The organism is Spirosoma migulaei (assembly GCF_054776855.1).
On the sequence record NZ_BAAHBG010000018.1, the window covers coordinates 109,169 to 128,830 of the forward strand.

Consider the following 19,662-nt stretch of genomic DNA (forward strand, 5'->3'; position numbering starts at 1 on the left):
CAGCTATCAGGCTTGTATAGAGCTGCATCAACAGCATTATGGAGTTAAAGGCGAGTTTATCGCCTATAGTTGGCTTGGTTTAGGCTACATTAGTCAGCTTCAATTGGAGCCTGATCGGGCAATGACAATGGCGCGGCGAGCGGTGGCCACTTCCTGTTACCGGCTTACCGGTGATCCATCCCCTGCAGATTACATTGGCACAGTTGTTAATGAAAAAACGCTTTACGAATCGCTGCGGTTAGAAGCCGACCTATGGCGGGACGAGTGGATCGCACGGGGCACTCAATCTGCGCTCGTGATGGCTGTCCAACGGTATGATTTGGCGCTAACTAGTGCGGCCCGCCTACGTAGAAATCTGATGCCCATCGAATCGAAATTTTTCCTCAGCTCTTCGGTAGCATCCTGTGTAGAACGGGCCATTTCCTGTAGCTACGAATTGTCCCGGCAAACCAGGCAGAAGCAGGACAAAAATCGGTTGTTCGCTCTAATGGAGCGGCACCGGATGATGATCTCCTCCGATCTCCTGCACGAAAAATACAGAATGTCCACAACGATTCCTCCGGGTTTGGCTCGGCAGGAGCAGGCTCTGCGACAGCAGAAAATAGCGCTGGAAAAGGCAATAGATTCCCACCTGCCCGAGCAGGTTCCCGACAGCCTTCGGCAAGCATTAGACTCTGTGAAAGTAGCTACTTACGAGTTTTTAGGAAATCTGGAACTGAGCTATTCCCGGTACTATGCCCTAAAATATGATACCAAAACGTTCCGCATCGATCAAGTACAGCAATACCTACCCGACGGAACGGGTTATTTAACCTATTACCTCGGTTCTGACTATCTGATCGGTTGCCTGGTCAGTAGGTCAGGCTGTAGGTTGTTTCGCGTGACACTGCCTCCACATTTTGCCCGTACAGTTAATCAAGTGTGGCAATCGATCAGAAATGACCCCGGTATGTTTGATTACACAGGTCAGAAACCGGCTACTGCTCTCTATGATTGGCTGATTCGCCCTATTGCCGGGTCGTTAAGTTCATTACGTCGGCTGATTGTTTCCAGAGATGGCCTCCTACACTACGTTCCATTCGACCTGCTTCAGGCATCCCTTCATGCAACCGCTTACTTAGGCGATCAGCTATCCATCAGCTACGGCTACTCGGCCGAACTGACTTTTCACTCTTCATCGAAATCTCGTTCGGGGCAGGCTCGGATAGCCGGATTTGCTCCGTACAGCAAAAGCCCCCGGTCTATGGGCGTAGATTCAGCCTACAGGCTCCAGTGGTCACTTGCCGAAATTAACACCTGGGGTGGACAACGTTTTTTGGCCGAAAGGGCCACAAAAAAAGCGTTTCTTCATGTTGCTTCAGCGAGTGATATCATTGTGTTGGCAACGCACGCTCTCGCTAATGAGACGCAACCAGAACAATCATACGTAGCGTTTCATCCGGTCGGTCCCGATAGCCTATTACGGGCTACTGAAATTGCCAACCTCAATTTAGATACTCTGCAATTGATGGTGCTGAGTGCCTGCGAAGGTAATGCAGGAGTGCTGCAATCAGGTGAGGGGCCGCTCAGTCTAGCCCGGGTTTTTCGGCTGGCGGGTTGCCGAACTATCCTGACTACCTCTTGGAAAGCACCAGACGAGAGTACGGCTGCTTTCAACAGGCGCTTTCAACAGTATGTTGCGGGCGGATTACCCACCGATCTAGCCCTACAGAAGACACGTGCCGATTTTCGCACAAATAAGGACTTTGTCGAGTGGCGTCACCCGTTTCACTGGGCTAATTTTGCGCTGATTGGTGCACCCACAACGCTTTACCCTAAAGCATCGCTACCTGCTGATGCAATGATGATTATTGGTGTTCTAGCCCTGCTTGGTACCCTTGCCAGACAACTGTTACGATTACCCAAACCACGCCAGGCGTCGTAGATGCCACCATATTTTCCAGCGCTCGAGTCGCTCCATCTCGTATTGATCAGCCTGTTCCAGGTTAGTATAAAGTCGCTGAGCTCTGGTGACTTGTCCGGTCTTTAGGTAACAAATGACCAGATGCCATTGCGCTGCTTCCTGGAAATAAGGGCGAAGTTCAGGAAACATCAGTACTTCCTCAAATCTTTTGGCTGCTAACTGGGGTTGCCCTTCGCTCAGATAGCTTTGCCCTTCGTAGAATCGGTCGAAGGCCTGTTTCTGACGGAACGACAGGTGGTCGGTCGAATCAAGACGATATTTCTGGCGAAATTCGCGCAACACGCTTCTGTCAATGTCTTTCTGCGGCAATGCGATGGGGGCAAAGGCTAAGTACAGCACAAACGCAACGCAAGCGGCGGCTGCCATGCCAACAAACCGAACCAGTTGGAATACCATTCGCTGTTGCCGTCGGTCAGTCTGCTGTAATCGCTCAATAGTCTGTCGGGCGTGAGCATTAATCCGGGCTTCTTCCACCTGTTGTATGCTGAACTGGAGAGAGTTGGCATCCCTGGCCAGGCGATCATCTTCCTGCATCATTTTTTCGAAAAAGGTTTTCTCGTCGGCTGAAAGTTGACCCAACCAATACCGTTCTATCCATTCCCATTCTTCGAGTTGGCTGGCTGGCTTTTTCATAATCCTTTTCGTCGTAGATCATTTAACCGCTGCATACACTGGTATTTATGGGCTTTTGCATTATCTGCATTCTTCAACTCAAGTTTCTGAGCGATTTCCTGCATCGAATACCCTTCAACAAGTGCTATAATTAATTTTCGACATTTTTCATTCAGCCGCTCTACCAATTCCCAAAACAATTCCTGATGGGTGTTTGATGTAGAATTTTCGTCGGTTAAATCGACTAACTGGCGCTCTTCCAGCTCCAGATTTTCAAAATAACTCCTATGCTCATCTCGCAGTCGATTATACCATTTTCGTTTGATTACTCCGTATAAATACGCCAGGATTTTAATGTCATGCAACGCAAAAGTTCCAGCGCGGACATTCGTAAAAAATACCATCAGTGCGTCGGCAACGATCTCTTCCCCATCTTGAAACGACCCTTTGTGCTTCATAACCCAGCCAATTAGCGTCGTTTTGTGCGCCCTATATAAATCGGCCAACGCTTCGTCATGTCGCCGTGTGTCATTCGATTGGAGCAATTTCACCAAGTCTGTATCTGTATACCGTCGCTGCATGGGGTTGTTGAGGTCTTTATCGGCTTTATACCCCTCATTTATGAAAAGGTAAAAAAAAGTTTGAAAAATCTACGATACCGGTCGCTAGCTCCGACAGTGGTATTGTAGAGCCGGGGGAAGGCGCCAGTACCTGCTCTTCATCAATTTACAATTAATCCTTACAATCATGATGAAGCGATTTATGACCACGGCCAACGGCCGTCGGTTAGGGACTGGCGTTGCCCTGTTGGGCGTAGTATGGCTGGCTTCGTGTCAGCCCGAAACTGTGACAGCGAACAAGGCGGCTCGTCCAGATTCACACATCACCTCAGATTCTCTCCATGTTCAGGATGACGATCCGCCAGTTGGTCCGAGTGGGCCAGGTGGAGGTAAATGAGGTTCGTTGTTGATCTAAGTTCCAGATTGGCGCTGTTGGTTGCCAGTCTGGAATTTTTTTTGTTTTTTTTACGATACTCTTCCGTTTTACGACAGATAGTATAAGAAGCAACTCTGTAAATGAAAATTTTTATGTGGCCTTTTCATGAATCTGACTGGCGGACAAGCTATCGGCGGTTATCGGCACGCGAACTCCTGAACCGCATTCGTGACGGTGACACCAAGGCAATCCATTATTTAATGGAGACGTATATGCCTGTTGCGTTAGCCTTTGCGAAGGAACGGCTACAGAACAAATCCGAAGGCGTTGGTGAACCAACTATTCTGGCTCACGATGTATTATTATGCCTATGGACACGTGCCAGCACCGAAGGGGCCGATATGCTGAATCACAACAACGATCCCATCGTTAACTGGTTGCGAAAAACCGTTTTTTATTATGTACTAAATGCCGACCGTAAAGAACAGAAGTTTCTGCGTGACGAAACCGACGTCGATGATAGCGACGAACCGATAGAATCGTTTTTAGCTCAGATACCAGATCCCGATGCCGTGCATTTTGACGTGGCATCGGATAAGCAGGTATTTCCGATTGTCGAAGAAGCATTGGCGGCTTATCCCAAAGGAAAACCTCTGCTCGAAAATCTTGTTCGTAAACGATGGATGGAGGGGCTGACCTGGGAAGAAACGGCGGCTTTTCTGTTCCGTATGTACCCCGGCCACGATCCCGTTCTCAACTACGATTATGTGTACAAATCGTTCTGGCACGCCACGCATAAAACACCATTTTTTACTCTCCTCCGTAAATTTCTTAGACGATATGGTTATGGATTCTGAAGAAAAAGACGAACTGCTTGATCGCTATGCTGCGGGCCATCCCCTGAACGCAGATGAGGAAGCTCAGGTAGAATTATTACTCAAAACAGACCCCGAATTTAGGGAAGGTTACCGATTGCGACAAGCCTTGTTTGAGGCTGGAATTCAACAACGTCGGGTTGCTTGGGAAGCCTGGCAGCAAATCCACCCCGTACCTTTGGCTCCAAAAACGATGGCTTTTCCAATGAGTTGGGTAGCGGCTGCTTCGGTCGCGCTTCTGCTCGGCATAGGATTGATTTGGTGGCAGCGCACACCCAGGACGGCTGATCTCATAACGGGTCAGGCTGCCGTATTCGAACCGCAGGATAGTCAATTAGGACTAACTCCCAGCGACTCCGTATCGACCTATACGACTTGGATTGTAACGAAAGCCGAGAACATTGGCTATGAGTTTGCCCAGCCAGATACACTCCATATTTTTAGCCCCAATCCCGATCAATGGCGCGGTAAAACGTTGCAGTTGGTTCGGTTATCGGAAGTACGTTACCGACTTCGAGTGGACCGTGAAACATACTTGCTCCAGCAGGGACGAACGCTTCGCTTACCGCTTGAACCGGAAAAATAATGTTTGGGGCCTTAAATCAACCTCAAGGTAGATAACACTCCCTACCTGGCCGTACCGAGCAACAATAAAAGGTTCTGGTTCTCTCATTTCAATCAGCAGGCTATCCATCCAGCGGATGGTAGCCGGGACTGCGTCAACTTCTACAAGTCGTGATGTACCGGCCTGACAGCCCAGAATGGTCAGGTCGGGGCGCTCGGTTCGGAGACCAAGCCAGGGGCGCTGGAGCGTATGAGTCGTGCCACGACTTATGGCATCAAACACTTTCTTATTATAAGGGATCTGATAGGCATGCCGGTCAACCGCGGTTTGGAAGCTTTTGTTTGCTTGGCTGCGGTTGCCGAGCGATTGCTGAGCAATGGCTTCGATCAGGTAGGCATTGGGCGGCAACGTCGGGCCGGTCTGAACGCGCAATTTCTGCAACGTGCTCATTGCACCATACGGATTGGTAGGTTCGGCCAGTAGCTCGCCGATAGCCTGATGGAGGTACGCGATTCGGTAGTGTTTATTTATGGCGATTGCCTGCCGAAAAGCTTCATCAGCTTCGGCAAGCAAATCCGCTACAGGCAGGGGCGTATCCTCGGCCCGTTCGTTCAAACGGAGGAGCCGATTGCGTGGGTCTACCTCGAAGGGCAGCGCAAAATAGTTGAGAGTCGTTTTTTTGCGTCGCCGAAACACTTCCTGCAACCGGCATGTGCCGAAGTTCAGGTAGGATTCCCGGAGAGGATAACGCGTGTAAACGCGTTCGAAACAGCGAGCCGCTTCGGCAAACTCCTCCCGACAATAGAGCATGTGCCCAATGGCGAACAGATAGCCATAATCGCGGAATTCGGGGGTGTGGAGGTCGGTACGTCGCTGGCGGTCAGCTTTGTTTGGATAACCCGGCGCAGGGTCGCTGATGCCGTAGTAGGCATAGATACCATCCAGCACCTTGTTTAGCACTGGCCCTGAATCATAGCCCGCTAAGTAAGCAAACAATAGCCCCGTTTCGTCGGCTTCCTGCTCTTGTTGGAGCGACAGGTTATTGGAGATAGCCGGTTTGTTAGAACTGGTTTTCTCGGCGAATCCACGAAAGGTATCGTGTTGCCGGTAGAAATGAGCCATCTCATGAGATAGCACGAAGGCTAAAGCCGAACCGCTTGAGTCCACCGCCTGACAAATGTCGATCAACTCTTCGTCGATCAAAATCCGACTTCGTTGCAAACTTTCGGTAGCCTGCTGAAACGTATTGGGGGCCAGTTCCAGCCGGGCAACATGGTTATTTTTTTTTCTCTTATCCTTATTCCGTGCATAGACAACTAGCTTTGGCAGTTGCAGCAAGGTGAAGCCATAAGTGGCTCCCACTTGCTGTAACACCTTTTGGGCAATCCTCTTTTTCTGAGCAAGCAAGTACGTTTGCGCCTGTACAGTCGGTTGAGGCTGCGCTAATAGCTCCAACCCAGTGATTCCGATAAGAAGAATGACCCAGCGCATAATTAGTTATTGTCCCAATAATACAAAGGCCCCCCAATAATACGGTTCAGGATGTTGTTTTCGCAACCTCATCTGAGCCTGCCGCAGTGCCTGTGGTTTCGACATACCCGACAGCCAGAAGCGATAAAAGTCGGCCATGAGTTGTTGAGTAAGTTGGTCGTTTACTTTCCAGAGGCTCATTAGAACTGACCGGGCACCGGCCAGCAAGAAAGCACGCTGGAGACCAAAAACACCTTCACTCGCATACGCATTTCCGATGCCCGTCTGACAGGCGCTGAGTGTCACCAACTCGGTCTGTCCTAAGTTTAGCAAGCTGGCTTCGTAGCCCGTCAGAATACCGTCTTCGTCCGCAGGTTGCTCCCGCGAAGTGGTATCCGACGCGCCAGCCAATGCCAAGCCACAAGCCATCAGCCGGTTAATTTTGTAGTACGGGTTCAGCGTATCCAGTTGAAAAAAACCGTGTGTGGCAATATGTAAAATACGGGGATTGACCACGGCTTTCAGCGCAGGCTCTGAGGCATGCGTACCAATATTCAAGCTTGACATAACGTGCGAACGAGTCAGTTGTTGGCTGATCACTCTGACCTCCATTTCGGTAGCAGGCAATGCATCGAACGCAAAACCACCCCGGCTTACAGCCAGCCAATCGGGGGTGTTTTTTCGAGTTTGGCCAGGTCGTAATTGGTTACGTCGCGCTTTGTAGGCCGGGTAGCCAAACAAACTACTTCGGCCAGATATCGATGGCTTTGACTGATTGACCAGCTCGCGCGTCGACCCAAGCATAACAACCTGTAGTTCATCGGTCAGAAACCGATTACTGGTTTTATTGTAGAGTGTTGGCAGACTAAGCAGGTGATAGATTCCGTCGGTGGCTATGAATACTTTCTGTACACCAGTCAACTCCCTGGCTATGGGTTGCCAGTACCGCTGGTATGCCAGTCGGTTAGCGGCTGGTTTTTCGATTTCTTCAGCGTAAGCTATGGCCCAGATCGATTCCATTGCCAAACCGTTAGGCAGTAGTACCAGGTGCGGAGTCGGCCATTCCGGCCTGATAACCAGGGCCGCATACCGAACGGTATCGGTCTCGTGAGCATCGTTTGTAAAGGCCCACTGATTAAACCGAATAATTTCGACGGCGGCTTCAGTCGCTTTCAGGCGTTTCCGGATCTCCTGCCAGGTATAGGCCCGGGTTTCTTGACGAATCAGCCCAGCTACGTGTCCGACCTGTTTCTCTAATTGAGTCGATAAGCCCTGCAAACTGTCGATATTGACGTACTGACTGGGTTTAAGGCTATACTGTGCAATGGTTTTTCGAACAGTAAACAAGGTTTTGACTCGCTGTTGCAGGAGTGTATCAGCCTGGTTGGCGGTTGCCTGTAATACTTTCCGGCTTGTATTGAGCAAGAGTCCCTGAATGAGCAACCGATAGTCATAAGCCAGCCCGAGTTCATCGGGGGTGGGGTTGGGGCTCTGAAAAGCCATCCCATAAATTTCGGAAAGCACATACGGCTCCAGATAAGCCTCCCGCTGGTTTTCGCTCATGTACCAAAGGTTCTGGGTCACATTGGTTCGTAGGTGGCTCAGTGATCCTTGCAGCAACTGATTCGCTTCGGCTCGGTTGCCAAGATTATACTGGCACAGCGCCATCCGAACGGGTACATAGCTGGTTATGTTATTTCGATTTTCATGAAGCAATTGAGCCACCTGCATATAGGCGGAGAAGGAAAGGAAGGCTTCTTTATAGCGGCCGTTAAATTCATGCGCTGTGCCAATCGTTTGTAGTACGTTCGCCCGCACAGCCGTCGAAAGCGTATCCCGAACTAAAGTCTGGCTTAATACCTGGAGAATCGAATCGGCAGTGGCCTGACGTCCTACCCGATAGTAGGTATAAAAGGCCTCTTCCAGAAAAATGGAGAGGGTGTTTTTAGTATGACCCGTAAGCAGTTGGCTTCGTATGACCGAGTCGGCCAGCTGAACCGATTCGACATAACGGCCAAGCCGTCTTAGAACCGTCATCTGACTCTGCAGCACGGATATATAACCTGGACTCTGCCTGTAGTTGGGTTGTAATTCAGTAGAATAGCGCGCCTTTTGGTAATTTCTGAGTGCTTTTTCTTTATCGATACTGAGGTATATATCGCCCATAACTGTCCTGAACCGGGTGAGTACAACATCATCTGGTGAAGCTGTTTGGTCTAATAAATCCAGCCCTTCTTCAAAACAGTAGATTGCGTTAGAAATGTCTCCACGCTGATGATAGATCATGCCTAAACCACCCAAAGCTCCTGCGTAGAAATAATTAACGCGCGTTCCGTATAATTTTAGGGCCAGTTCCATAGCCTGGCGCGCTAAGGTTTCGGCCCGCTCTAACTGACCCAACTGACGAAGCCCGTCCACTGCATTCGTCATGGTAACCAGCCGTATCTGTGGTAATTGGTTAGACTCAGAAGCGGCTAAAATTTCTTCGCTGAGTCGAACCGCTAGTGGGTAGTTCCCCGCATCCGTCTCAACATTGTTCAATCCTGCTAAGGCGATGTAATAATAGATTTGATTCGTAAGTTTTTTCCCAATTTGGGTGCTTTCCAGAAAAGCATCCCGTGCTTCCTCGTTTTTGTTTAGGGCGAAATAATACTCTCCAGCGCCAGCCAGCATTCGGCATAGTTGCAGCGAGTCGCCCATTTTACGGGCTAACGGTAGCAATGACGCCCAGAGCGCATCGGCTTTCTGTCGGGTAGCATCATCAAGCGGAATACGCAGCGTATACACGGTACCGAGCATACCTAATGCCATAATTTTTATCGTCATTTTATCGGGCTGTTCATCCATCCGATTGATAACAGGGATTAACTCTTCCAGAATCTGTTGAGCCACGAGTAGCTTTTTCTTGTCGCGGTTCATTGAATAAATCGACGCCAGGTTCATCTGCGCCTGAATGCACGTCAGATTTCCCGTCCGGTTTGTTTGCTTACAAAGCTCGATTGCTTTCTGAGCGTGTTCCAGCGCCTTCGGATAACCACCCCTATCGATTAAAAATCGACTACTGAGCGAATAGAGTTCAGTGTACCAGAATCGCTGTTCATAAGCTGGTTTGAGTAATGTAAAAGCCCGTTCAAAATAGTGAGCAGCTTCGGGGTCAAGGCTGGTTGATAGCTGGTGAAACTGGTTAGCTACTGAATAAAGCGAAACAATCAGCGTAGTATCCTGAGCCGGATTAGCCGCGTACCCTTGTTCGGCTCCGGCAATCATGCGCCGGCCTAAGGCTATCGTTTTTTCGTAGTTTGATGACGTGTAGAAGTACTCCCAGGCTTCACGCAGGGTACCTAATTTCGAAGAGTCCTGATGCATTTTTGCCACGTCGGCAATAGCCATCCAGACCGAATCGGCTTCGGCTTTATGCTTTGCCGTGAGCGGAGAACGATACCGGAATGTACCGGCCCACAGCTTAAGCAAACCCAGATACCGGTCGTCTTTTTCGCCAAAAAGTTGAGCCGTGACCGGTAGTAATCGCCGGATAACAGCAACCGCCTTCGTTAACGACAAACTGTCTTTGTTTTCGGAGTGAATCAATGCCCGGTATCGCTGGGCTTCCCAATAGGGGCTACTGCGGGTAATACCCAGTTTTTCGAGTCTGTCAGCAGCCAGTTCGGCGTACGCTAAGGCTTTTTCCCTCTGACCAACAGCATAATTAAAAATGGCATTCAGGCTATAGACCTTTGCGCCCAACAGGGTCTGTTTGATGCGGGGAGTTAACAGATTCAGAGCTCGGGTAGCGTGTGCCAGACCTTTAGTCGTGTCAGGTTTGATCGCCAGACGTTGCGAGATACTCGCCCTGACTAAGCTCGTCACCAGGATAGTATCATCGGGGTTACGGGCGTGGAGCGGTTCGGCTTCCTGAATCATCTTCAGGCTCCATTGATAAGCCTGTTCAAATTTACTCTTTGCAAAGTAGGCATTAGAACTGTCGGCAACCACCTGCCAGGTGGATTGGGCATGAACGGATACGTTGCAGAGCACCAACCTGCAAAGAAAAAAGCCTGCAGTGCCTAAGCGGAATAGGGTCTGGATACGCATAAATCTAGGTGTGGATAATTTTTTTTTGCCAGTCTTTTACCTCGCCCTCCTGAATGGGTATATACCTATCGAAGCCCCTACAAGGTAGGACGAATCTAACTTGACAGACGATGTACCTAATTCCTATGGACGAAATCTACACAAAAATTGCCAGTCTTGAAAAAGCCCTGGTGTTGGCAGATAAGACATCCGTGTTTAAACTGGATGGGGTGTTGTTTATACCTGGTATGAAGCGATACGATCGCCTGAAACAGCAGGACATCTGCTATGTCAAAGGCGATAAATCGCATGTAATAGTGCATCTCGCCAACGGTACTAAACAGTCCATTTCCACACATTTAGGCCAATTTATGCGGTATTTAGACCCACTATGGTTTGTCCGGACGAGTCGATCCCACATTGTCAATTTGTGCTATGTAGAAGCCCTCACCACCCGGTCTATGATTGTCAATAAGAAAGCCATTCCGCTTACCGAAGCTTACCGAACAACGTTTTGGGATCAGCTTCCTATCGTTCGACTAAAGTCAGATTGATTTATGATTTCGCTAGTTGAAAAACAGAGTTAGCTGCTCCAAACCAGCAGTTCGCCAGAAGCTCTGCTTGCGAAGAAGCCTGCATGGCAGAGGAACACTTGTTATGACATTTTTGGCCCCGATTTCTAATTCGTTTGCCAATATCCATTTGTTAATCCGCTTATCCATGAAATACCTGTATCCAATATTCCTTTGGCTGTTGGTGACTAGTTGGGCCTGCTCCTCCGACAGCACCAGTACCGATGATAAAGAACCCCCAGAAACGCAAACTGATTCCTCCGAAAAGTCGGACGAGGGAACTACCTCAACGGCACCGGTAAGTACGGCTCCGAATGCCGTTGCCTTAAACGTGGATGAACTGTTGCCTTTCCGAGAGGGCTTTGCCATTGTAAAGAAAGGAGAGTCGCAGGCACTCATCAATGCCAAAGGCGATACGGTAATTCCTTTCAACAAATACATCTTCGGAGCCTTTCAGGGCGAATACCGTGACAAGAATTGCCGTTATGTAACGGCTTACAACCGAACGATTGGCTATCTTAATGGGCTGTGCCCTGTCGGCGTAAAAGCTAAAGACCAGCGCGGCTATGCGCAAACATTATGGGGTTGTCTTGATCTGAATCAGAAACTGGTAATACCAGCTGAATACCAGGGTAATTTTCAGCTGGTGGGCGAATACCTCATTACCCATACGCAGGTGCAGGGCACCATGGTCTGCCTAAACCGACAGGGGCAGCAGGTAAAGTATCCGGGGTGCCTACTCGGGCAGGAGATACACCAGCCCCGGTTAGCACGCGATGTGAGTATGGACTCCTATTCGATCAGCCCTGCTGAACAGCGCATTATCATCCACATGTATAAAGGGAGAGAAACCAAATACGGACTGGCTGACTTTGACGGGACCGTTATTGCAGAACCGGCCTATGAACAAATAAAGTCCTTTTCAGAAGGATTAGCTCCGGTAATGAAGAAAGATGTCTATGGCCAACCCAAATGGGGGTATCTGGATGCCAGCGGCAAAGTAGCTATTGACTTTAAGTTTTCTAACGAGCCGGGCGCATTTCACTGCGGTCTAGCCTTGGTTATTCCTAAAGACAATAGCCAGTTCAACTATGCCTACATCAATACACAGGGTGAAACGGTAATTCAGGAAAAAGAAGCTACAGCTTCGGTTGGGGACGAACAGTATGAGTTTAAGGGGGGCTATGTAATGACTAATACTAATTTCGTGCTGGACACTAAAGGCACCAAGTACGGTTTTATGCGGATTGCCGGTTCCTATCGTGATCCACAAACCGGACAAACTATTGCCAGTCTGCCTTACGAAAATTACATCCGGCTCCGTCCGGATCGCTACGAAACCTTCAACCCCCGCCAGTTTGTGTTTAGTTACAGCAACCGGTTTGGAATGACTAGTCTGAAAGCAAACCTGATGTTGCCACCTGTTTTCAGCCAATTGAGCCAATTCGATCCTGAATCGCGGCTGGCCTATGCTGTTTATGCGAATCCCAATGGTGAGGAGCAGCGGGAGGGCTACATCAATACAAAAGGCGTGTTTGTGATTGTGAAAGGAAAAGGGGGAACCTGGTAAATAGCTAATCGGGTGGAACAACAGCCTGGGCAACCGACAACTATTAAAAACAAGTACTCACATCTTAACAATCTCCACTTCTTCCATGCAAGGCTCCGTCTTATACATCGACCAGAAGCAAGGCTTCATAAAAGGCTCTGATCAAAGTAGTTACCATTTTACGGAAGCCGACTGGCGGGGTACCAGCATGCCCATGGCGGGGCAGGCCGTAACGTTTCAGCCCAATGGGCAAAGCGCCTATGACGTACATCCACAGCTTGCCCAAACGTCTGGCAGTTGGGGACAGGCTAACCCGCAATCCCAGTCGACGGCTAGTCCGAGGGAGGTTTTCGGAGCCGCAGCTTCGGCCGGGCTTGATATGGCTGCCGAGGCTGGTCGAAATATGGTAGCCGGGGCCGAGCGGCTGACGGGGCAATCCATACCTACAGCGAGTCAGACAGGAAATTTCTTCAGGAATTTCCTGTCGTTCGACCGGATGATTTCGACGACTATCATTACTATAACCTATTACATTTATTTGATTGCCGTCATCATTACAGGTGTTGTTCTGATTGTTATGGGACTTTTAGTAAGACGATATGGCGGGGCGGGAATCGCTTTTTCTGGCGTCTTGGTCTTGATATTTGGTCCACTCTGGATACGGCTGATAGCAGAGTTTCTGATTGTGGTCTTCAAGATTCATGAGCGGTTAAGGCACATTGATGAAAAAACAAAGGCGTAAGACTATTAGGCTCGATAAGTATCCTCTTTGTTTAACTGACTAACTTATGCAATCCCTCGTCCCCGGTCTTTCTGTATCCGACAACCTGATTCTGGCTGAAGAATTACCAGCGCCACCCGGTGTTACTTATCGGGTATGGCACGCGTTGAACCTACAACTAGGACAGATTGTGATCATAAAGGTGGATACAGATGGGCGGGTTGAGTCGATTGAAACCAGTCCAGTGTCCACGACTCCTCTGGTTAGTAATGCCCCACCAGTTTCCGAAACTCAACCTTCGTCTAACTGGAACGTTTCTCCGTCGAATCTTTCCGCTTCTATTCCACCAGTTTCCGCACCAGCCTTTAATCCTATAGGTCCACCCACATCGACACCCGTATCGCAGCCTACCCTAAGTAGCCCTAACAATCCGTTTCGGTCCACCGATGCTCCAATACCTAAGGCTGTTAGAAAGCAAAGTAAAGGTTGGCTTCGCTACGTGCTGGCTGGCATTCTGTTGGTAGGCGTAGCAACGGCTGGTTATTACTACCGAAAACCGCTTCGATCTTACAGGAAGTCGATTGTCCGTTTGTTTCATTCAATGGGTAAAGCCCATCCCGACACCCTTGCGAAACACGACAACTCTGCTCCAGCTACGAAAAATCAGCAAAATCCAGATACTGTAATCCTGGATACGTTACCGCCACAGCAGACAAACTTAGGTGGGGCGTCCACTTCGAGCGATTCGACCGCGACGATGCCTGCTGATGCCCCAACCCCATCAACCGATAAGGGAACTAGTTCTAATTCGGTGGTACCCATTACAGCGCCACAGGCCGCTCGATTGCTTAGTTTGATATCGAAGATTCCGCCCGAAAAGCATCCGGCCATTTTTGTCGATGCCCAACAGGCATTTACTAACCTGCGTCAATCGTCGGGCCGCCAATCCTACATTGATTCGCTCTACACCATTTACAAAGGATGGGGTGCTCAATCATTCCTTACCTACCAGCAAAATGGCGATCCGGTTTCCAAACGGTATGCAATCGACTGGTACCATACGGCCTATGCCCTTAAGCCCGACCCAAACTTGAGGGAGCGAATTGCGAGGCTAATAAACAGTGGGCAGCCCAATAAAGCCAAACCAGTCAGAAAGCCAGCAAAAAATACATCACCCAATTTTATGCGTGACCCAGAAGTAAACCGCTAACTACTATGCTACCCCTAAAATCAGTGTTTGTGGTATTGTTGATCGCCCTATGGACAATGGGTTGTTCAAGAAATACAATTGCTGTTAAGCGGTCGTCACTGGCCCTTCAGACAGCGATGCAGTCACAGGAAAGTACCTTAAAATTATTAGACAAGTTAGCTGACCAGGCTCAACAATCTGTAGTGAGTAAAAAGATTGACCAGTCGACCAGCGAGGAAATCCAGACGTATATAGCGACCGAACGGGCTGCCATTGAAGCCAATAAGCAGCAATTGCAGCGTGTATTAGATGACACAGAAACCTATGCACGTGGGCAGAGTAAAAAACGTGAAAAAGAAGTGCTGATGGCGGCTAATGCAGCAGTGATGGAGTCCGCAGAAAAACTGCGGATTTTAGAAAAAAAAACGGAAGTAATTGTCGATTTTCTGGGTAATGAGACCTTCAGCAAATCAGAAATTGGTGCTTTGTTTCCACCGGGTGGGTTTCAGCTTATTCCGGCGCAAGTCAAGGAAGGACAGCGATTATTCCGGCCCATTGTCGAAAAATTATTCACGTTTGCTGACAAATATAAAGCTGGGTTCAATAAACTGAAAGGTGAAATAATCGTTACGGGCTACTCAGATGCAACGCCCGTTGAGCCTGGTACTCAGCTTTATCAGGTATTGGCCCAACACCTGCAAAAAGATAATCAGGTAAGTGAACCCACTAGTAGCGACTTAAATCAAAAACTTTCCGAACTCCGGGCAAAGGCTGTTAAAGGGCTACTGGAAACCATCATCCAGAGTCGGAAACAGACCGGAGCTATTCCGCTCGAAATTACCGTGACGGTGCTGGGCCGGGGTGAAGAAATTCCGAATGGCCTGACAGCTGACCTGGCCCGAGACGACCGACGTCGACGCGTCGTGACATTTTACTGGGTAGTGCTGCCGGATTTATAAATCCCTCTAGCTACCCTAGAACCGTTGAAAAATAATTTTTCCGTTTCTATGAGATAAAGCGGTTTGAGCAGACAATAGAGATAAGAATGCACCATTAAGCAGCACTCTTTCAAGTTTAACCATTCTTGTTATGAAAACATTAGTTTACCTATTCATGGTTTATCTGATAGTTGGCGTTTCCGAATCTCTGGCTCAGGAAGTGCTCACCAATCAAAGCATCAGTGCGTTTGTGAAGGCTAAAATTTCCCGCGAACTGATCTTAGAGAACATCAGAAACAATGTTTCGCGATTTGATGTATCGCCTGCTGGGCTGATTATGCTGAAAGAACAGGCCGTTACTGACCCGATTCTTGAGGCAATGATACAGGCTACCTCATCTCTACCTGTTCTATACAATGACAGTGTGGTCAGGTTGTATTACGGGAAACTATCCCGCAATATCATCGCTAAGCTGATCGCCTATTCAGAAACGAAATTTGATTTTTCGGAGAAGGGGCTCGTTCAACTCAAAACAGCCGACTTACCCGATGCATTGGTGAAGGCAATGATGGCACCCAAGCCGACAGGCACTAATAATACTGGGGTAGCAAGCGGAACAAACGCCCTCAAACTTCCTGATCGGTCCGATTTCTCCGAAGCGGGTCTGTATTATGATGCTAATGGAACCTATGAGCCGATGGAAGCCACGACCACCAACCAAACCCGGCAAGGCACATTTGGCGAAGCCCTGGTAAGGTCGTGGGCTCGCTCGCAGGGCGTATGGGGCACCGGCTCCACCCGACGTGCGGGATTGGCAAACAAAACGGCGAACATGGTCATTACCAACAATCGGCCGATTTTTTACTTGGTGCTACAGGATGTGGGGCAACGAACCATGAACGGTGTAGCAGAATCGGTATTTAGCGGGATAAGTAGTCCGAACGATTTAGTGCTCATTAAAGTCAAGTCCAACAGCCGGGGTCGAGAGATCATTATTGGTCGGGAGACGGATGTTTCCAGTGAAACGGGTTTTGGCGTAGGTGCCATGCCATTTCGTTTCAAACGAATTAGTCCTGGCTTTTATCAGATTTATCTGGAAAAAGACTTACCAGCTGGCGAATACGCTTTTCTCTATAACAAAGGATCAGAATTTACCTCTTCATTGAAGCTCTTTGATTTTTCGCTGAAGGCCATGGTGCGCTAAGTGAATGTCTAAACTATTTATTCGATATGCAACGGATTATTCACCTACTTTTCTATGGATGGCTTTCTCTATTTAGCTTGTCCTGTATCACTGATTCAGAGAACATTACGTTTGTAAATGAAACGACTGGCAGCTATGGTAATAAAATTCAGTCTACCCTAAAAATAAAGGGCAATAAGTGGCGGTACGATATTCCTTCGGAGCAGACATCTGTCATCGTAACCAATGACCATCAATACGCCATTGTCAACCACCAGACGAAAATGATCTCGTATGTTGATATTGATCAATTAGGAAAACAATCGGGGCTTGATAAAAAAGCCCTGGACGATATAAAGAAGGGATTACGGCTAGAGTTCTCAGGCAAAAAACAGAAAATTCTGGGCTGGGATTGCGAGGAATATGTCATTCTAGATGTGAATACGAAAATTAGCTCCCAACCTGTTCGGATTCGTTCCGTAGCCTGGATCGCTCCTGATTATCCCGATGGCGAACGATTACAAGCGATCGTCGAACAGACATATGGGGGACAGTCTATGGCTGAGACCTTTGGCGAACGGATTTCGCTGCCTGGCTTTGCGATAAAATCAGAGACCCTTCGTGATGGAACTACGGTCACAACGAATCAATATATCGCGATTAATGAAGGAGAAATCCCTGATTCCACCTTCGTCATTCCGGCTAATTACGCGATCAGTATTGCTAAATAACATCGATATCATCCATGAAAAACTAAAACTACGAACAAGCATGACAACTTCACCTGCTCCAACGCTATTACAATTCAATGGTAAAAACATCCACTTTATAGCGGATGTCGGTATCGTGGACAAAGTTTCCAAGCGAGTCGAGACTCGTTTTAATGCTTCTGCCTCGGGCGGTGGTGTTCGGCACTATGGTAATGTGGCGGTGTCAAATCCGACCACTCTGAATGTCAGTAGTACTAATACGACGGTGACGGAAATCTGGATGCGCGACGGCGACAAAGAGCTGGATCATACGCTCAGGACAGATTTGAGTGTACGTGAGAATCAGAAGGTAAGTATTGTGATGGTGGCGAACGAGCATGAACGTATACGGCACTACGTTGGCATCCTCAACCACAATACGGGTACCTGGCAGTCGCTAAATTCATTAGAGCATCTGGTCCATCAAACAGTCATGAAAAAGATGAGTGCGGCTGTGTATTTTCTGATGATTTGTGGGGCTGCCGCCCTAGGGTTTGCCTTGGAAAGCTGGATTCCTACGGTACTTATCTTGGGAGGCATTATCTATCTGGCTATAACCCGAGGCAATAAAATGAGTGCGGCTAAGACAGCCTTCAATAATCACGTAGCTGAGGTCAAACAATGGTTGACCGCCAATAACTAAGCAACTTTTATTAAAGCCATGAAAACAATCACGAGTCTTACCTGCTTATTCACCCTGCTGCTGTTTGCTGGCTGTGCTGACGAAAATGGGACTAACGAAACGCCCCAGGGCTTAGGGAAAGCCCTTTTCGACGCCCTACAGGACGACGATAAGATGGCATTTGACCAATATGTGTTCGTTGATACTGACCGCGACGAATTACTCAAAAGTGTTAAGGAAGATGATCGATTAACTGAACAAGTCAAATCGCAGACGCAGCAAGTGTTACTGAATTTTATACAAATTGACCGTCCTAAACTCGAAGAAAGTTTTGCCGAAATCCGTCAGAAAGCTCTCGAATGTGGCTTACAGGACTGGTCAGATGCTGAATATGTGACCAGTACGTTTGACCAGCAGGAAGTCCAGAACCTCAACCTGGCCGATATAAAAGCCAAATTCCGCTGGAAAGGACTTGAATATGAACTTAATATTGACCGATGCCTGCAAACCAAACGCGGCTGGGTGTTTTTAAGGAAGCCAAGCCTGGATTGCCGTCAGTAGTCGTGTAGATTCTTTGTCCCTGCCTGTTAACCTCCATCCGCACTATGAAACTGATATTAATTTTGATAATAATCGGTTCGCTAAGCTCTAGTTATTACCAACCTAATCCATTTAAAACTATTTCGATTCCTGAGACGCGTACCTTATTTGGAATGCATCAGGTAATTTTTCCCGCCAATACACAGGCTCTTCTGAAAACTGGCATTAAGGTGAACAAGACAGACTATGTCTATTTTGAAGCAATCGGGAGGATCAATCTGGGCATAATGACCCAAAATGTTGATGCTGGCGGTTCACAAAAGCCAAACCTCATTGCATTATATAATCGTAAACGCTTGCCCGACAGAATAGCACATGGAAGACTTTATTGCTTGAATGGGAATGAACCCAACATAGAGCCTGTAGGGATATATAACTATTTTGAGAACTCTGCCGCTATGTTTCTAAACTCTAAAGGAGAGGGCGATTTCAGAGAAATCAGAGCGAACAGTTTTATCGCCAAAAGTGATATGGAACTGTCCTTCATCTTAAATGATAGCCGACCGCAGGACAATTCAGGTTCATTTAAGATAAATATCGTAGTCATCCCTTACGAAGTCCATCGCACTCGAAACCGCTATAACCAATGCCCACTTTACGAACCAAAAGATTTAGCAGGGTATCAACTAAAATCATTAGCTAAAGACTTTACAGGTATGGAATGGAAAATAAGCGTTACAGAGAAATATTATCACGGCTTATTAAATCATACATACCGGGGGGGAGACCAAGAAATAGCTGGCTGTCAATGCGTTTACGATACACAAGGGCAATTAGTAACCGATGAACATGTTGGCACGTTTGACTTTGCATTCGGTCAATATCGGAATCATAGACTTCTTTTTCAACAATTAAGTGAGTGGCAACATGTCGCCTGGGATGTATGGCCGCATGATAGGTATGTTGACTATTTTGGTGAAGCCTTTAAGTATGAGCCAACACCTCTGAAAAATATCTACTTCTAGATCAATGTAGGAAGAAATAAGGCATTTTCTACAAGCCAAAGATCATCCACAGGTACAGGGGTAATGCGATGACCGCTTTCCT

General features: G+C 48.0%; 18 protein-coding genes. 14 read left to right on the forward strand and 4 right to left on the reverse strand.

What is annotated here, in order from left to right:
- On the forward strand, window positions 1-1,924 hold a 1,924-nt coding region (locus ACYVGO_RS20255; protein ID WP_460970807.1), incomplete at its 5' end, for a CHAT domain-containing protein.
- On the opposite strand, the gene ACYVGO_RS20260 is transcribed toward ACYVGO_RS20255, so the two are convergent.
- Together ACYVGO_RS20260 and ACYVGO_RS20265 are read right to left on the reverse strand one after the other, a co-directional pair.
- The gene (locus tag ACYVGO_RS20260; protein ID WP_460970808.1) at window positions 1,898-2,596 is read right to left on the reverse strand and encodes a hypothetical protein; all 699 of its coding nucleotides are present in this window, start codon (window positions 2,594-2,596) and stop codon (window positions 1,898-1,900) included. The genes ACYVGO_RS20255 and ACYVGO_RS20260 overlap by 27 nt on opposite strands.
- Window positions 2,593-3,156: an RNA polymerase sigma factor gene (locus tag ACYVGO_RS20265; protein ID WP_460970809.1), complete on the reverse strand. Its 564-nt coding sequence runs from the start codon at window positions 3,154-3,156 to the stop codon at window positions 2,593-2,595. The genes ACYVGO_RS20260 and ACYVGO_RS20265 overlap by 4 nt, the downstream gene beginning before the upstream one ends.
- A gap of 166 nt (window positions 3,157-3,322) precedes the next feature.
- Here ACYVGO_RS20265 and ACYVGO_RS20270 point away from each other — a divergent pair, with 166 nt between their 5' ends.
- The 3 genes from ACYVGO_RS20270 to ACYVGO_RS20280 all read left to right on the forward strand — a co-directional run bounded on the left by ACYVGO_RS20270 (window position 3,323) and on the right by ACYVGO_RS20280 (window position 4,972).
- Window positions 3,323-3,532: a hypothetical protein gene (locus ACYVGO_RS20270; RefSeq protein ID WP_460970810.1), complete on the forward strand. Its 210-nt coding sequence runs from the start codon at window positions 3,323-3,325 to the stop codon at window positions 3,530-3,532.
- Between the two features lie 119 nt (window positions 3,533-3,651).
- A complete protein-coding gene (locus tag ACYVGO_RS20275) occupies window positions 3,652-4,368 on the forward strand; it encodes an RNA polymerase sigma factor (protein WP_460970811.1) in 717 nt (238 codons plus the stop codon).
- Entirely contained in the window at window positions 4,358-4,972 is a 615-nt protein-coding gene (locus tag ACYVGO_RS20280) for a hypothetical protein (protein ID WP_460970812.1), read from the forward strand. The genes ACYVGO_RS20275 and ACYVGO_RS20280 overlap by 11 nt, the downstream gene beginning before the upstream one ends.
- Here the strand turns inward: ACYVGO_RS20280 and ACYVGO_RS20285 are convergent.
- Both ACYVGO_RS20285 and ACYVGO_RS20290 read right to left on the reverse strand, forming a co-directional pair.
- Window positions 4,949-6,442 (reverse strand): M48 family metalloprotease, encoded by a 1,494-nt coding sequence (locus tag ACYVGO_RS20285; RefSeq protein ID WP_460970813.1) that lies wholly within the window; start codon window positions 6,440-6,442, stop codon window positions 4,949-4,951. The two genes, ACYVGO_RS20280 and ACYVGO_RS20285, sit on opposite strands and share 24 nt — an antisense overlap.
- A gap of 6 nt (window positions 6,443-6,448) precedes the next feature.
- Complete coding sequence (locus ACYVGO_RS20290) at window positions 6,449-10,513, reverse strand: CHAT domain-containing protein (protein ID WP_460970814.1); 4,065 nt, start codon at window positions 10,511-10,513, stop codon at window positions 6,449-6,451.
- Window positions 10,514-10,638: 125 nt separating this feature from the next.
- On the opposite strand from ACYVGO_RS20290, the gene ACYVGO_RS20295 reads away from it, so the two are divergent.
- The 10 genes from ACYVGO_RS20295 to ACYVGO_RS20340 all read left to right on the forward strand — a co-directional run bounded on the left by ACYVGO_RS20295 (window position 10,639) and on the right by ACYVGO_RS20340 (window position 19,580).
- A complete protein-coding gene (locus ACYVGO_RS20295; RefSeq protein ID WP_460970815.1) occupies window positions 10,639-11,046 on the forward strand; it encodes a LytTR family transcriptional regulator DNA-binding domain-containing protein in 408 nt (135 codons plus the stop codon).
- A gap of 166 nt (window positions 11,047-11,212) precedes the next feature.
- On the forward strand, window positions 11,213-12,634 hold the full coding sequence (locus ACYVGO_RS20300) for a WG repeat-containing protein (protein WP_460970816.1): 1,422 nt from the start codon (window positions 11,213-11,215) through the stop codon (window positions 12,632-12,634).
- A gap of 85 nt (window positions 12,635-12,719) precedes the next feature.
- Window positions 12,720-13,355, forward strand: a complete 636-nt coding sequence (locus ACYVGO_RS20305) for a DUF4282 domain-containing protein (protein WP_460970817.1) — start codon at window positions 12,720-12,722, stop codon at window positions 13,353-13,355.
- Window positions 13,356-13,401: 46 nt separating this feature from the next.
- On the forward strand, window positions 13,402-14,544 hold the full coding sequence (locus ACYVGO_RS20310; RefSeq protein ID WP_460970818.1) for a hypothetical protein: 1,143 nt from the start codon (window positions 13,402-13,404) through the stop codon (window positions 14,542-14,544).
- 5 nt (window positions 14,545-14,549) lie between these two features.
- Window positions 14,550-15,482 (forward strand): OmpA family protein, encoded by a 933-nt coding sequence (locus ACYVGO_RS20315; protein ID WP_460970819.1) that lies wholly within the window; start codon window positions 14,550-14,552, stop codon window positions 15,480-15,482.
- Window positions 15,483-15,612: 130 nt separating this feature from the next.
- The gene (locus ACYVGO_RS20320; RefSeq protein WP_460970820.1) at window positions 15,613-16,665 is read left to right on the forward strand and encodes a hypothetical protein; all 1,053 of its coding nucleotides are present in this window, start codon (window positions 15,613-15,615) and stop codon (window positions 16,663-16,665) included.
- Window positions 16,666-16,691: 26 nt separating this feature from the next.
- Window positions 16,692-17,375: a DUF4412 domain-containing protein gene (locus tag ACYVGO_RS20325; protein ID WP_460970821.1), complete on the forward strand. Its 684-nt coding sequence runs from the start codon at window positions 16,692-16,694 to the stop codon at window positions 17,373-17,375.
- A 40-nt stretch (window positions 17,376-17,415) separates the two neighbouring features.
- Window positions 17,416-18,036: a hypothetical protein gene (locus tag ACYVGO_RS20330; RefSeq protein WP_460970822.1), complete on the forward strand. Its 621-nt coding sequence runs from the start codon at window positions 17,416-17,418 to the stop codon at window positions 18,034-18,036.
- Window positions 18,037-18,054: 18 nt separating this feature from the next.
- Complete coding sequence (locus tag ACYVGO_RS20335; protein WP_460970823.1) at window positions 18,055-18,576, forward strand: hypothetical protein; 522 nt, start codon at window positions 18,055-18,057, stop codon at window positions 18,574-18,576.
- A gap of 44 nt (window positions 18,577-18,620) precedes the next feature.
- Entirely contained in the window at window positions 18,621-19,580 is a 960-nt protein-coding gene (locus ACYVGO_RS20340) for a hypothetical protein (protein WP_460970824.1), read from the forward strand.
- The last annotated feature ends 82 nt before the right edge of the window (window positions 19,581-19,662 follow it).